Source organism: Mumia sp. zg.B17 (genome assembly GCF_019550915.1).
In the GTDB taxonomy this organism is placed as follows: Bacteria; Actinomycetota; Actinomycetes; order Propionibacteriales; family Nocardioidaceae; genus Mumia.
Map to the genome: position 1 here is coordinate 325,544 of NZ_JAHWCI010000006.1, position 13,183 is coordinate 338,726.

General features: G+C 70.6%; 15 protein-coding genes and 1 riboswitch. Of the genes, 5 read left to right on the plus strand and 10 right to left on the minus strand.

Features of this window, described 5'->3' with window-relative positions; genetic code table 11:
- Positions 1 to 16 precede the first annotated feature (16 nt).
- Positions 17 to 886 (minus strand): TIM barrel protein, encoded by an 870-nt coding sequence (locus KV097_RS09980; protein WP_220344354.1) that lies wholly within the window; start codon positions 884 to 886, stop codon positions 17 to 19.
- A 121-nt stretch (positions 887 to 1,007) separates the two neighbouring features.
- Here KV097_RS09980 and KV097_RS09985 point away from each other — a divergent pair, with 121 nt between their 5' ends.
- On the plus strand, positions 1,008 to 1,748 hold the full coding sequence (locus tag KV097_RS09985; RefSeq protein ID WP_220365785.1) for a GntR family transcriptional regulator: 741 nt from the start codon (positions 1,008 to 1,010) through the stop codon (positions 1,746 to 1,748).
- Here KV097_RS09985 and KV097_RS09990 read toward each other — a convergent pair.
- The 5 genes from KV097_RS09990 to KV097_RS10010 all read right to left on the minus strand — a co-directional run bounded on the left by KV097_RS09990 (position 1,729) and on the right by KV097_RS10010 (position 5,052).
- Positions 1,729 to 2,757 (minus strand): ROK family glucokinase, encoded by a 1,029-nt coding sequence (locus KV097_RS09990; protein WP_220365786.1) that lies wholly within the window; start codon positions 2,755 to 2,757, stop codon positions 1,729 to 1,731. The genes KV097_RS09985 and KV097_RS09990 overlap by 20 nt on opposite strands.
- Before the next feature lie 9 nt (positions 2,758 to 2,766).
- Entirely contained in the window at positions 2,767 to 3,711 is a 945-nt protein-coding gene (locus KV097_RS09995; RefSeq protein ID WP_220344351.1) for an ROK family glucokinase, read from the minus strand.
- Positions 3,702 to 4,055 carry a hypothetical protein gene (locus KV097_RS10000; RefSeq protein ID WP_220344350.1) on the minus strand — a complete coding sequence of 118 codons (354 nt, stop codon included), beginning with the start codon at positions 4,053 to 4,055 and terminating at the stop codon, positions 3,702 to 3,704. Before KV097_RS10000 ends, KV097_RS09995 begins: the two co-directional genes overlap by 10 nt.
- 85 nt (positions 4,056 to 4,140) lie before the next feature.
- On the minus strand, positions 4,141 to 4,590 hold the full coding sequence (locus tag KV097_RS10005; protein ID WP_220344349.1) for an SRPBCC family protein: 450 nt from the start codon (positions 4,588 to 4,590) through the stop codon (positions 4,141 to 4,143).
- Positions 4,591 to 4,626: 36 nt separating this feature from the next.
- Positions 4,627 to 5,052 carry a hypothetical protein gene (locus KV097_RS10010; protein ID WP_220365787.1) on the minus strand — a complete coding sequence of 142 codons (426 nt, stop codon included), beginning with the start codon at positions 5,050 to 5,052 and terminating at the stop codon, positions 4,627 to 4,629.
- Between the two features lie 97 nt (positions 5,053 to 5,149).
- Between KV097_RS10010 and KV097_RS10015 the strand changes: the two genes are divergently transcribed.
- Positions 5,150 to 6,940, plus strand: a complete 1,791-nt coding sequence (locus KV097_RS10015) for a long-chain fatty acid--CoA ligase (RefSeq protein ID WP_220347028.1) — start codon at positions 5,150 to 5,152, stop codon at positions 6,938 to 6,940.
- A 159-nt stretch (positions 6,941 to 7,099) separates the two neighbouring features.
- Here KV097_RS10015 and KV097_RS19765 read toward each other — a convergent pair whose 3' ends face one another.
- Together KV097_RS19765 and KV097_RS10025 are read right to left on the minus strand one after the other, a co-directional pair.
- Entirely contained in the window at positions 7,100 to 8,125 is a 1,026-nt protein-coding gene (locus tag KV097_RS19765; protein WP_220344346.1) for an NlpC/P60 family protein, read from the minus strand.
- Between the two features lie 8 nt (positions 8,126 to 8,133).
- Positions 8,134 to 8,275: riboswitch (cyclic di-AMP (ydaO/yuaA leader) on the minus strand.
- Positions 8,276 to 8,413: 138 nt separating this feature from the next.
- Entirely contained in the window at positions 8,414 to 8,677 is a 264-nt protein-coding gene (locus KV097_RS10025; protein ID WP_255559404.1) for a hypothetical protein, read from the minus strand.
- Positions 8,678 to 8,778: 101 nt separating this feature from the next.
- Between KV097_RS10025 and KV097_RS10030 the strand changes: the two genes are divergently transcribed.
- On the plus strand, positions 8,779 to 10,590 hold the full coding sequence (locus KV097_RS10030) for a DEDD exonuclease domain-containing protein (protein ID WP_220365788.1): 1,812 nt from the start codon (positions 8,779 to 8,781) through the stop codon (positions 10,588 to 10,590).
- Positions 10,591 to 10,635: 45 nt separating this feature from the next.
- Complete coding sequence (locus KV097_RS10035) at positions 10,636 to 10,920, plus strand: Lrp/AsnC family transcriptional regulator (protein ID WP_220365789.1); 285 nt, start codon at positions 10,636 to 10,638, stop codon at positions 10,918 to 10,920.
- Positions 10,921 to 10,950: 30 nt separating this feature from the next.
- On the opposite strand, the gene trpD is transcribed toward KV097_RS10035, so the two are convergent.
- Both trpD and KV097_RS10045 read right to left on the minus strand, forming a co-directional pair.
- A complete protein-coding gene (gene trpD / locus KV097_RS10040) occupies positions 10,951 to 12,003 on the minus strand; it encodes an anthranilate phosphoribosyltransferase (RefSeq protein WP_220365790.1) in 1,053 nt (350 codons plus the stop codon).
- The gene (locus KV097_RS10045; protein WP_220344342.1) at positions 12,000 to 12,437 is read right to left on the minus strand and encodes a hypothetical protein; all 438 of its coding nucleotides are present in this window, start codon (positions 12,435 to 12,437) and stop codon (positions 12,000 to 12,002) included. Before KV097_RS10045 ends, trpD begins: the two co-directional genes overlap by 4 nt.
- A gap of 72 nt (positions 12,438 to 12,509) precedes the next feature.
- On the opposite strand from KV097_RS10045, the gene KV097_RS10050 reads away from it, so the two are divergent.
- Entirely contained in the window at positions 12,510 to 13,157 is a 648-nt protein-coding gene (locus tag KV097_RS10050) for a heme-copper oxidase subunit III (RefSeq protein ID WP_220344732.1), read from the plus strand.
- Positions 13,158 to 13,183: the final 26 nt, after the last annotated feature.

Consider the following 13,183-nt stretch of genomic DNA (forward strand, 5'->3'; position numbering starts at 1 on the left):
AGCACCTCGAAGCCGGTCACGAGGCGAGCCCTTCGAGGTAGGCAAGGCTCGTGCGCACGTCCTCGAGGGGTCCGTCCCCCGTCGGGTCACCGTCGAGCATCACGTCCTGCTCGAGGACGTACCAGCCGTCGTAGCCGCGCTCCTCGAGCGTGGTGACGAGCCCGACGACGTCGACGTCGCCGCGACCGAGCGGGCGGAAGAGACCACCGCGGACGGCCTCGCTGAAGGAGACGGAGCCTTCGTGGACCTCGGTCGCGAGCCGCGCGTCGACGTCCTTGAGGTGCACGTGCCTCACCCGCTCGGCGTGCACCTTGGCCAGCGGCAGCGGGTCGACACCGGCCGCCATCAGGTGACCGGTGTCGAGGCACAGCGCCACCCGTGACCGGGCCATGACCGTCCCCACGTCCTCAGCCCTCTCGACCACCGTGCCCACGTGGGGGTGGAGCGCGAGGCTCAGACCGCGCGCCCGGACACGGTCGTCGAGAACATCGAGGTTCACGCAGAGCGTGCGCCACTGCTCGTCGGTCAGCTCCGGGCGCGCGTCGTACCCGGTCACGCCCGTGGCGGCGGCAAGGACGACGACCATCGCGCCGGCAGCGACGCAGGCGTCGGCGAAGGCGTCGAGCTCGGGCGCCGGGTCGTGACCGGCGTCGTGGAGCACCACCGGAAGGAATCCGCCGACCGCCGTCAGCCCGTGCTCACCCAGCGTCCGTGCCCTGGTCGCCGGCTCCCGTGGCAGCCAGCCCTCGGGGCCGAACTCGGTCGCCGTCAGGCCCAGCCGGCTCATCTCCTCGAGCACCCGCTCCACCGGCAGCTGGAACCCCCACCCGTCGACCTCGCTCACACCCCACGAGATCGGGGCACCCGCGATGCGGCCACGCTCCATCGTCACCCGCCTCCGTCGATGCTTCACCTGATCCGTCAGTGTGACGTGGAGCACAATCGACTGTCAACGATTTGTCCGGACATATAGACCTAGTGGCCGCACCCGCCCCTATAGTGCTCGCATGGGTGCGCGGCCGGAGATCTCGCTGGACCGCTCGAGCCCGGTCCCTCTTTACTTCCAGATGGCCGAGCAGCTCGAGGGCGCGATCGTCAGCGGCACGCTCGCACCCGGTGACAAGCTGGACAACGAGCTCGTCCTCGCCGACCGGCTCGGACTCTCGCGCCCCACGGTCCGCCAGGCGATCCAGGTGCTCGTCGACAAGGGCATGCTCGTCCGCAAGCGAGGCGTCGGGACGCAGGTGGTGCACGGCAAGGTCAGCCGTTCGGTCGAGCTCACCAGCCTGCACGACGACCTGACCGCGGCCGGGCAGGCCCCCCGTACGGAGGTGCTGAGCCTCGCTCGCCTCGAGGCGAGCGAGGAGAGTGCGCGCGCGCTCCAGCTGGAGCCGGGCAGCCCGGTCTGGTCGCTCGAGCGGGTCCGCTACATCGGCGACGAGCCACTCGCGCTCATGCAGAACCTGCTCCCCGCCTCGCTGCTCGACCTCGCCGCGGTCGACCTGGCCGACAACGGCCTGTACGCGGCACTGCGCCGCGCCGGGATCTGGATGCGGGTCGCCAAGCAACGGATCGGCGCCCGTCGCGCCGACGCGCGGGAGTCGCGGCTCCTCGGCGAGCGCAGGGGGGCGCCCCTCCTCACGATGCAGCGCACGGCGTACGACGACGCCGGGCGTGCGGTCGAGTACGGCGAGCACGCCTACCGCCCCGACCTCTATGCGTTCGAGCTCACCCTCGTCGACCGCTGAGCCGCACCAGCGAGCCCTCGGCGCGAGGTCGGCGACGCCGCCCCCGCCGTGCACGACGACGCACCGAGCGGGCCATGTCGGCCGCGCCGATCATGCCCGCGTCGTTGCCGAGGTGGGCCCGCACGATCAATGCCTCCGGGCGGAAGCCTCGACCGGTGAGCGTCCTCCGGAACGACTCGCGCGCAGGCTCGAGCAACAGCTCGTCGGCGTCGGAGACTCCCCCGCCGATCACGAACAACGCCGGGTCGAACGCAGCCGCCAGGTTGGCGATGCCGATCCCGAGCCACGCGCCGACGTCCTCCAAGCACCGCAGAGCGTCTTCGTCCCCGTCACGCGCCAGCTCCGACACCACCAGCCCGCTCACCTGGTCCGGGTCACCGTCGAGGCGCTCCAGCAGCCGCTTGCCGTAGTCGTCGCCGCGATCCATCGCCTCGCGTGCGTCCCGGATCAGCGCATTGCCGCTCGCGTACTGCTCGAGGCAGCCGTGGTTGCCGCACTCGCACGCCCGGCCGTCCGGCACGACGATCATGTGCCCGAACTCCCCCGCGATGCCGTACCGGCCGCGGTGCGGTCGCCCGTCGATCACCAGCGCCCCGCCGATGCCGGTGCCGAGGGTGAGACAGACCATGTACTCCTCGTTCTGGGCGGCACCGAACCGCCACTCCGCCCAGCCGGCGGCGTTGGCGTCGTTGTCCACCAGGACCGACAGCCCCGTACGCCGCTGCACCGCGTCCCGCAGCGGCTCGTGCCGCCACGCCAGGTGCGGGGAGAAGAGCACGGTCGACTGCGTCGCGTCGACGAAGCCCGCCGCGCCGATACCGACGGAGGTGACGTAGTGGTGCCGTCGTAGCGTCGCCACGATGTCCGCGATCGCGTCGAGGACCGCCATCGGGCTGCTCGTCGGCGTGTCCCGGCTCAGACGTGCCAGGACATGACCGTCGAGGTCCACCACACCGGCCTTGACCCGAGTGCCACCGATGTCGATCCCGATCGAGAGCCGCTCAGCCATCGTGCCTCGTCACCGCGCGCGAGCGAGGTCGGCGGCACCGATCATGCCGGCGTCGTTGCCCAGGCTCGCGGGCCGCAGCGTCGCCTGCGGACGATAGACCGGGGCCGAGAGCGTACGGAGGAACGACGCGTGCGCGGGCTCGAGCAACAACGCCCCTGCCTTGGCGACACCACCGCCGATTGCGACCACGCTCGGGTCGATGACCGCCGCCAGCGACGCGATGCCCTCTCCGAGCCACCGGCCGACGTCGGCGATGAGCTCGATGGCCAGAGGGTCGCCCTTCTGGGCCTGCTCGGTCACCATCTGCCCCGTGATCCGCGTGACGTCACCGTCGATCAGCGCGGCCAGGGGCTGCGCCTGCGCCATCCCCGCACTGATCCGGTCGCGGGTCTCGCGCACCAGCGCGCGGCCTGAGGCGTACTGCTCCCAGCACCCGTACTGGCCGCAGCCGCACCGGATCCCGGCGGGGACCATCCGCAGGTGACCGATCTCACCGGCGACGCCGAACGCGCCCCGGTCCAGGCGTCCACCCTGGATGATCCCGCCACCGATGCCGGTGCCGACCGTGACGAGGAGCATGTCGTCGACGTCGGCCCCCGCCCCGAACCGGAACTCGCCCCACGCCGCGGCGTTGGCGTCGTTCTCGATCACCACGGGAAGGTCGATGAGGTCTTCGAGGCGGTCGGCGAGCGGTTCGTCGATCCACTTGATGTTGGGGGCGAACAGCACGGAGCGCCGCGCGGCGTCGACGAACCCGGCGGCGCCCACACCGACGGCCTCCACCTGGTGGTCTCGCTTGAGGGCGTTGACGGACCGGCCGACGGCGTCCCCGATGAGGGTGGGGTCCGTCGCCGGCGTCTCCAGCTGGTCGTGAGCGATAACGGTGCCGTCGACGTCGACGACGCCCACAGCGATCTTGGTGCCGCCGATGTCGACGCCGACCGTCAGCCCCATGGCTCGTCCTCCCCGTCCCTGTCCGCCGGCCCGTCGGCGGCCGCCCGCCCGGACGCGTGCGGCGGACGCGTCTGCGCCCACGCGTCCACCACACCACGCGCGGCGAGGGTGAGCGAGGCCAGGGCCGACGTCAGGTGGTCGGCCACCTCGGGGCGCGCGTGACGCACGACTGTCATGAGCTGGCACAGGGGGCAGGAGTCGCAGGTCTCGGGACGATGCTCGGCCGACGAGGTGTCGTCGGCTCCTCGCCGGCCCTGCGACGCCTGGTCGGCGAGCACGCGAGCGAGCTTGAGGGCCTCCTGCGCGAGGGTGCCGACATGGTCGTCGCCGGTGTGTTCGGTCATGCCTCTCCTCGTGCAGAGAACCTGGGGACGTGCGAGCGCGGTCGTCAGATCCTATCGAGACCCGCGCCTCGCCACGTCGTCCCGGTCACACCTCGGATGACTCGACGCGCTTCTTGAGGCCCTTGAGAGCTGTCTCGATGATGACCTTCTCCGCCTTGCGACGGAGCATCCCCAGCAGCGGGATGGAGACCTCGACAGCGAGACGGTAGGTGACGCGGGTCCGCCCGTCCTCGAGGGGTTCGAGGACGTAGGCCCCGTCCATGCCCGTGACCATGGACCCCGGCTCGGTGACTCGCCAGTCGACCTCACGGTCGCCGTCCCAGGTGTAGCCGAGGGTGTAGGTGTCGCGGATCGGCGTGGCGTCGAGGACGAACTGCACCTCGGTGGGGCGTGCCCGGAACTCGTCGAGCTCCACGACCCGCGCCTCTTTCACCCCCGTCGCCCACGAGGGGTACGACGCGAAGTCGGCGATGACCGCCATGATGACGCCGGGATCGGCGTCGACCACGATGTCGCTGGTCGTCTGGTCAGTCATCCAGAGCCCTCCTGGTCGTCGGTGCTGCGGCCGACCCTATCGCGCATCCCGGACGTCCTCGGTCGGGGCAGCCCCGCGCTGCGCTGTGGCGGGCGGCTCCCCGACGGGCCGTCCGACGTCGAGAGTGTCCCGGACCTGGGTCACCCATCGCTTCAAGCGCTCCCGTACGTCGCGCTCCATCCGCCGGGCGCCCTGCGTCGACATCCCCGGCGCGCTCGGCTCCGCCTGCAGGAACAGGTGCACGATCGTCCCCTCGGGCGCCTGCTCCAGCCACACCTCGGCCGTCCCGTCGAGCGTGCCGCTCACGCTCCACCGCTTGCCGCGGTCGCCCCGGTCCTCGAAGCACCGCAGCTCCAGGCCGGGCAGCACCTCGGACCAGCCGGACTCCGCGCAGAGAACCTCGCGCAACTGGCGCTGCGGCACGGGCGCGTACGTCTGGTCGATCACGTCCACCGCCGGCATCGAGGTCTCCTTCGCAGGTGCTCCGAGTGGTGAATGTAACCTGCCCCAGGGGGAGTACGTCGTGTCGGCGTACCCAGATCACTCGATCGGAGGCAGAGTGCGTACCTACGCGACCCCAGCCACGTACCAGGTCCCAGAGACGGGCAGCATCACCAACGACATCCTGGTGCGGGTTGACGAGGACCCTGACCGGGTCGCCTTCCAGCGCAGGGTCTCCGGCGCCTGGACCGACGTCACCATCGCGCAGTTCCGCGACGAGGTCGTCTCCCTCGCCAAGGGGTTCGTCGCCGCCGGAGTCGCGCCGGGAGATCGTGTCGGTCTCCTCTCCCGCACGCGCTACGAGTGGACGCAGGTCGACTACGCGCTGTGGTGGATCGGTGCCGTCTCCGTCCCCATCTACGAGTCCTCGTCGGTCGAGCAGATCTCGTGGATCCTGTCCGACTCCGCCGCGGTGGGCTGCGTCGTGGAGAACGAGGAGCACGCGGAGCGGGTCGCGGCGTCCGGCACCGATCTCACCGACCTCAAGAACGTGTGGGTCATCGACTCCGGTCTGGACACTCTCGCCGCGTCGGGTGCCGTCATCTCCGACGCCGACCTTGCCGCCCGTCGTGACGCCGTGGCTCCGTCGGACCTCGCCACGATCATCTACACCTCCGGCACGACCGGACGCCCCAAGGGCGCAGAGATCACGCACGCCAACTTCATGTTCGAGCTCGGCGACGTCATCGACGTGCTTCCTGAGCTGTTCCACGACAACTCCGTGACGCTGCTCTTCCTGCCGCTGGCGCACGTCTTCGCCCGCATCGTCGAGGTCGGCTCCATCCGGGCAGGCGCGAAGCTCTCGCACTCCCCGGACGTCAAGAACCTCCTCCCCGAGCTGGCGGAGATCAAGCCGACGTTCCTCCTGGCCGTCCCACGCGTGTTCGAGAAGATCTACAACGGCGCCAGCCAGAACGCCCACGCGTCCGGCAAGGGCAAGATCTTCGACGTCGCGACCTCGACGGCGATCGCCTACAGCCGGGCGCGCGAGAGCGGCAAGCGCATCGGCCCGGTCCTCAAGGCGAAGCACACGCTGTTCGACCGGCTGGTCTACGCCAAGCTTCGCGACGCCATGGGCGGGCACGTCGAGCACGCGATCTCCGGCGGCGCTCCGCTGGGCGAGCGGCTCGCGCACTTCTTCTCGGGCATCGGCATCCCGGTGATCGAGGGGTACGGCCTCACCGAGACCACGGCCGCGCTCGCGGCGAACCTCGCCGGCGACTCCAAGATCGGCACCGTCGGGCGCCCTCTGCCGGGCACCGAGGTCCGGGTCGCCGATGACGGCGAGCTGCTGTTCCGCGGCGGACAGGTGTTCCGGGGTTACTGGAACGCGCCGGAGGCGACGGCGGCCGCGTTCGATGAGGACGGCTGGTTCCACACCGGTGACATCGGTGAGATCGACTCCGACGGCTTCATCTCCATCACGGGCCGCAAGAAGGAGATCATCGTCACCGCCGGCGGCAAGAACGTCGTGCCCGCGGTCCTCGAGGACCGCATCCGGGCGCACGTCCTGGTGAGCCAGGCGGTGGTCGTGGGCGAAGGCAAGCCCTTCGTCGGCGCACTCATCACGCTCGACCAGGAGTCGATCGGCTCGTGGCTCGAGAACCACGGCAAGCCGGCTGATACGCCGATCGAGCAGCTCGCTGACGATCCCGACGTGCTGGCGGCCGTGCAGACCGCGGTGGACGAGGCCAACTCCCACGTGTCCCGAGCGGAGGCGATCCGCAAGTTCCGGGTCCTCGCCAAGGACTGGACCGAGGAGGGCGGCCAGATCACACCGACCCTCAAGCTCAAGCGCAACGTCGTGATGCGTGAGCACCGCGACGACGTCGAGGCCCTGTACGGCTAGGCCCCGACCCCACGCAGACAGCAGCCCCCGGCGCACACGCGCCGGGGGCTGCTGTCGTCCGTGAGGGTTCGGAGCTGCTGCCCAGGGGTGGCCGCACGTCGTACACAGAAGAGCCACGACCCGAGACGGGTCGTGGCTCTTCGTACGGAGCGGAGGCGGTCAGCCGACGCGACGCACTCCGCTGACCGGCATGACGTCCACCGAGACGATCTCGACGCTGCGCCCGGGACGCGGGGCGTGGATCAGCTTGCCGTTGCCGATGTAGATGCCGACGTGGCTGACCGGGCTGTAGTAGAACACCAGGTCGCCCGGGCTCATCGACGACCGCGACACCGAGGAGCCCATCCCGGACTGCGCGGAGGACGAATGCGGGAGCGACACGCCGGCCGCGCCGAACGCCTTCATCGTCAGGCCCGAGCAGTCCCAGCTGCCGGGGCCCGCAGAACCGTAGGAGTAGGGCTCGCCCAGCTGCGCCATCGCGAAGTCGATCGCCTTCTTGGCCCGCCCGGACGCGTTCACCTTCGGGGCGCTGGTCGACGGACGGTCTTCGCTGCGGCTCGGACCACCGTGGTCGTTGTCGTAGACCTCTTCGCGCTCAGCAGGAGTCAGGCTCGCGACGAGAGCCTCGGCCTTGGTGACGCGATCGTCGAGCTTGGCCTTCTGCTTGGTCATCTCCTTCTGCGACTCCGAGATGATCTCGAGCTTGGAGGAGAGCTGCTCACGGCGGACCTTGAGCTCTCCGGCCTCGCGCTCGAAGGCGGCCAGCCGGTCGGCCTGGGTGCTGTTGTAGGACTGGAGCGCCGTCAGGCCCTCCAGGAACTCGTCGACATCGTCGCTCGCGAGCAGCTGGGTGGTCGGGCCCATCGGGGAGCTCGACAACCGCTCGGTGACGGTCTTGGCGAGGGCGTTGCGGACGTCCTCGACCTCAGCCTGCTGCGCCTTGACGTCGGTCCGGAGCTTCTTGATCTGCTTCTTGGCTCCGTCGACCTCGGTCCGGAGCTCGAGGAAGCGCTCGTTGGCCTGCTCGGCCTCGTGGCTGAGCTCGGCGACCTTGCGCTGGGCCTCGGACAGGCTCGGCGTCTGGGGGTCTGCTGCGCTGGGGGACGCGGTGAGCGTGGCAGCGAGGACCAACCCGGACCCGGCGGCGACTGCTGCCCTCATCGACAGCTTTCGGCCGTTCCGCACTCGGCGGCTCCTTCACGTTCTCGACGCCTACCGGGTGAGCTGACGGGTTCGGGCCAAGAACGTGCCCTACCGTCCGAGCGGACGGATTCACCCCAGGAACGTGGGTCCCCGGCTCCAGCGTCGATCGGGGGATCTCGGCCGAACTAGGCGGCGTGCCTGCGCCCTCCGGGGTAGAGAACTCCTCAGACACGCGAGCCTCACCCTATGCGCCAACGGGGTGGGGAATCAACGTGAAGCAGTGGGAAAGTCAGATCTCTCTCGCGGGCGGCGGTGGTTGGGTGAGAAAGCTCACACGTCGTCGATGGTCTCGCTGTCGGTCTGGGTCACGAGGCGGAGCGGAGACACGAGGCCGGCGGCGCTCAGCGCCTGGAGCGCGGCACCCTCGTCGGCGTCGATGCTGACGCCCTCGTCGGGGGCACCGAGCAGCGCGGTCACCACGCAGTCGCCGCATGCCTGGGGCCGGGCGAGGCAGCGACCGCAGTCGATGGTCAGAAGCTCGCCGTGACCCGTCGCCGGGCCCGGCTGCTGATGGAGCACGCGGGATTCGTCCATGCCCTGGACGCTACGCAGCCGCTCTGACACAAACCCGTCGTGCGACACGCCGTACGCCCCGACGGCCGGACATGTCAGCGGACGCACCTACCGTCGTTCCCATGACCCTCGCCCCCGAAACCGCTCCCCCGCCGACCGTCCCGGTTCCCGCGGTCGAGGGCACCGCGGTCCAAGGGACTCTCGACGAGCTGGGTCGAGACCTGTCGGGCATCACGTTCTGCGTCGTCGACCTCGAGACGACGGGCGGCTCGGCGGCCGCCGGCTCCATGATCACCGAGATCGGTGCGGTCAAGGTCCGCGGCGGCGAGGTCCTGGGTGAGTTCCAGACCCTCGTCGACCCCGAGGGTCCGATCCCGACGTTCATCACGGTCCTCACCGGCATCACCGACGCGATGGTCGTGGCCGCCCCGAGGATCGGCGAGGCGCTGCCGTCGTTCCTGGAGTTCGCCCGGGGCACCGTGCTCGTCGCGCACAACGCTCCCTTCGACGTCGGCTTCCTCAAGCACTTCACCCAGCACCTCGGGCTGGCCTGGCCCGGCTTCGAGACGCTCGACACCGCCCGCATCGCCCGTCGCGTCCTGCTGCGCGACGAGGTCCCCAACTGCAAGCTGAGCACGCTCGCGCGCCACTTCCACGCCGCCACCACCCCCAACCACCGCGCCCTCGCCGACGCCCGCGCGACGGTCGACGTCCTCCACGCGCTCCTCGAGCGCCTGGGCACCATGGGGGTGTCGACGATGGAGGAGCTCGCCACCTTCAGCTCCCGGGTCAGTCCCGCCCAGCGCAAGAAGAGCCGGCTCGCCGACCACCTCCCCCACCTCCCCGGCGTCTACCTCTTCCGCGACCGTCACGAGAACGTCCTGTACGTCGGGACCTCCAAGGACCTCCGTGCGCGGGTCCGCTCCTACTTCACCTCCAGCGAGACCCGCACGCGGATGGGCGAGATGGTGGCGCTGGCGACCCGCGTCGAGGGCATCACGTGTGCGACGGCCCTCGAGGCGCAGGTGCGCGAGCTGCGGTTGATCGCACACCACAAGCCGCCCTACAACCGCAGGTCCCGACACCCCGAGCGTGCGACCTGGATCAAGCTCACCCGAGAGCCGTGGCCCCGCCTCTCGTTCGTCCGCAAGACCGACGATGACGCCAACTACCTCGGTCCCTTCACGCGCCGCTCGTCCGCCGAGCGTGTCGCGGCGACGCTCTACGAGGCGTTCCGCATCCGCCAGTGCTCCGGACGGCTCCCGCGCCGTCCGTCACGCAGCGCGTGCGCCCTCGCCGAGATGGGCAGCTGCCTCGCACCCTGCGACGGCACCGCCACCCCCGAGACGTACGCGGCCGAGGTCGACCGCGTCCGGACGGCTCTCACGCTCGACCCCACCGTGGTGGTCGACGCCTCGACCGACCGCATGCGCACGCTCTCGGGGCAGGGACGCTTCGAGGACGCCGCCCATGAGCGAGACCGGCTCGTCGCGCTCGTCCGTGCCACCCACCGCAGCCAGCGGCTCGCCGCGCTGCTCTCGTGCGCCGAGGTGGTCGCAGCACGCCCCCTCGACCCGCAGTGGCGGGAGTGGGAGGTCCACGTCGTACGCCACGGACGTCTGGTCGCCTCCGGGGTGATGCCAGCCTCGACGCCGTCCGGTCCGTGGGTGGAGGCGCTCCGGTCGACCGCCGAGACGATCGTGCCCGACGAGACACCGGCTGCCACCGCGGCCGAGTCCGAGCTGGTCCTGCGCTGGCTGGAGTCCGACGGGGTCCGCCTCGTCGACCTCGACGGCGAGTGGGCCAGCCCGGTACGCGGCGCCGGTCGGCACCTGCCCATCGTCGAGGCTGCCGAGCGATCACGTGCGGCCGCTGCGCCCTTCGACGAGGCGCGAGGCGAGGGCTGGCGGACCGAGCACCGCCCACGCCGCTGACGAGTAGGCTGCAGCCCGTACGCCGACTCGTCCGCAGGAGGACCCGTGATCACCGCGATCGTGTTCATCAACGCCGAGGTCGACCGCATCCCGGAGGTCGCCGAGGAGCTCGCCGCGCTCGACGGCGTGAGCGAGGTCTACTCCGTCACCGGACACATCGACCTGATCGCGCTCGTCCGGGTGCGGCGCACCGAGGAGATCGCCGACGTGGTCGCCGACCGCGTCAACAAGGTCCCGGGAGTGCGGTCGACCGAGACGCACATCGCGTTCCGCACCTACTCCCAGCACGACCTCGAGGCAGCCTTCAGCATCGGTGGCGACTTCGAGTGATCGTGCGCCGCTGACCGCGCCCCGCGTCGGTCAGCTCTCGCGCTGCGACGCGTCGGCCCACACCGCGAGCGCCTCGCGGGCCGCCCCGGAGTCGAGCGCCTCACGGGCGCGAGCGACGTTGCGCTCCATCCGGGTCACGAGGTCGTCCTCGCCTCCCTCGTACGCCGCCAGCCCCGCGGCGGCGTTGAGCACGACCGCGTCGCGGACGGGCCCCTGCTCGCCCGCGACCACACGTCGGAAGACGTCGGCGTTGAAGGCCGGGTCGCCTCCGCGCAGCGCCTCGGGGGGAGACGGCGCGATCCCGACCTCGGTGGGGTCGAAGGTGTGCTCCGCCACGGACTTCTGACCGTCCGGACCCGACACGACCCACACCCGCGAGGTCGTCGTCGTCGTGATCTCGTCGAGGCCGTCGTCGCCACGGAAAACGAGCGCATCGAGCCCGCGCCGCGCGAAGACGCCGGCGACGACGCTCGCCATCCTCGCGTCGGCGACACCCACCGCCATCGCGGCGGGCTTCGAGGGGTTGGTGAGCGGCCCGAGGAAGTTGAAGGCGGTCGGGATGCCGAGCTCCTTCCGCGGCGCCGCGGTGAAGCGGAACGACGAGTGGAAGACGGGGGCGAAGCAGAAGGTGATCCCCACCTCACCCGCGAGCGACGCCACGCGCTGGGGCGTCAGGTCCAGCCGGACCCCGAGCTCCTCGAGGACGTCGGCCGCCCCGCTGGCGCTCGACGCAGCGCGGTTGCCGTGCTTGACCACCAACGCACCGGCACCGCGCATGGTCACCGCCGACATCGTCGAGATGTTGACGGTCTTGGCGCGGTCACCTCCGGTCCCGACGATGTCGACGGTCCGGCCCTCGACCTCGATCAGCCTCGCGTGCTCAAGCATGGTCGCCGCGAGTCCCTCGACCTCGGCGACGGTCTCACCCTTCGCCCTCAGCGCCACGGCGAAGCCGGCGATCTGCGCGGCCGTGGCGTTGCCGGAGAGGATCTCCTCCATCGCCCACGCCGTCTGCTCTGCCGTGAGGTCCTCGCCTGCCACGAGCCCGCCGAGGACCTCCGGCCAGCGGGTCGCGACCGTCATGCGGAGGCCGTGGTCGCCGCGGGGGCGATGAGGCCGAGGACGGCGTTCGCGAGCTTGAGCGGGTCGATCGGGTGGCTCGCGATGCCGTCGGCGCGCGACCAGGTCGCGAGCCAGACGTCCTGGTCCCGCGCGGTCAGCACCAGGAGCGGCGGGCACTGGAAGATCTCGTCCTTCAGCTGGCGCGCGACGCCCATGCCACCCGCCGGCGTCGCCTCGCCGTCGAGGATCGCCAGGGCGATGCCACCGGCGTCCATGTGCTGGAGCACCACCGGGAGCGTCGCGCACTCGACGTACTCGACGGGCGGCAGGTCGGGGTGGATCCGACGGCCGAGGGCGGTCGTCACCTGCGTGCGGGTGTCACCGTCGTCGGAGTAGACGAGGACGCGCAACGGGAGTTGACGTTCGGATGCGACATCAGTGCTGGGATCGGTCACAGCGCGATCGTAGCGACTCGCGAGGGCGTGAGGCAGGGGCCGGGGATGCCTCGCACAGGTCGGGGGTTAATAATGACACCCGTGGCGACGACATCTGTGATCCCAGCATCCCGCCTGCACGGGCAACCCAACCGACCCTCGCAAGTGACGGTCGGGACCGTGGTCTGGCTGTCGAGCGAGCTGATGTTCTTCGCGGCCCTCTTCGCCGCGTACTTCACCATCCGTGCGGTGAGCCCGGAGCTGTGGGCGGCGGAGACGGCCAAGCTCAACGTCCCGTTCGCCACGGTCAACACGACCATCCTCGTGCTGTCCTCGGTCACCTGCCAGTGGGGCGTCTTCGCCGCCGAGAAGGGCAAGGTCGGCCGCAGCGGACGCATCTGGCAGATCGGCCAGTGGGGTCTGCGCGAGTGGTTCGCCCTCACCTACGTGATGGGCGCCGTCTTCGTCGCCGGCCAGGCCACCGAGTACGTCGAGCTGATCCACGAGAACGTCACGCTCTCGTCGTCGGGCTACGGCTCGGTCTTCTACCTCGCCACCGGCTTCCACGGTCTGCACGTCATCGGCGGTCTCATCGCCTTCCTCCTCGTGATCGGCCGTACCTTCATGGCGCGTCGATTCACCCACGAGCAGGCGATCTCCGCAATCGTCGTGTCCTACTACTGGCACTTCGTCGACATCGTGTGGGTCGGGCTCTTCCTGACCATCTACGCCCTGCAGTAGGGGCCCCGTCCTCGACCCGTCCTCGA

Coding starts and splice junctions, on each gene's coding strand:
- KV097_RS09980 (WP_220344354.1), bottom strand. CDS start 886: ATGGAGCGTGGCCGCATCGCGGGTGCCCCGATCTCGTGGGGTGTGAGC.
- KV097_RS09985 (WP_220365785.1), top strand. CDS start 1,008: ATGGGTGCGCGGCCGGAGATCTCGCTGGACCGCTCGAGCCCGGTCCCT.
- KV097_RS09990 (WP_220365786.1), bottom strand. CDS start 2,757: ATGGCTGAGCGGCTCTCGATCGGGATCGACATCGGTGGCACTCGGGTC.
- KV097_RS09995 (WP_220344351.1), bottom strand. CDS start 3,711: ATGGGGCTGACGGTCGGCGTCGACATCGGCGGCACCAAGATCGCTGTG.
- KV097_RS10000 (WP_220344350.1), bottom strand. CDS start 4,055: ATGACCGAACACACCGGCGACGACCATGTCGGCACCCTCGCGCAGGAG.
- KV097_RS10005 (WP_220344349.1), bottom strand. CDS start 4,590: ATGACTGACCAGACGACCAGCGACATCGTGGTCGACGCCGATCCCGGC.
- KV097_RS10010 (WP_220365787.1), bottom strand. CDS start 5,052: ATGCCGGCGGTGGACGTGATCGACCAGACGTACGCGCCCGTGCCGCAG.
- KV097_RS10025 (WP_255559404.1), bottom strand. CDS start 8,677: ATGGACGAATCCCGCGTGCTCCATCAGCAGCCGGGCCCGGCGACGGGT.
- KV097_RS10030 (WP_220365788.1), top strand. CDS start 8,779: ATGACCCTCGCCCCCGAAACCGCTCCCCCGCCGACCGTCCCGGTTCCC.
- trpD (WP_220365790.1), bottom strand. CDS start 12,003: ATGACGGTCGCGACCCGCTGGCCGGAGGTCCTCGGCGGGCTCGTGGCA.
- KV097_RS10050 (WP_220344732.1), top strand. CDS start 12,510: ATGACACCCGTGGCGACGACATCTGTGATCCCAGCATCCCGCCTGCAC.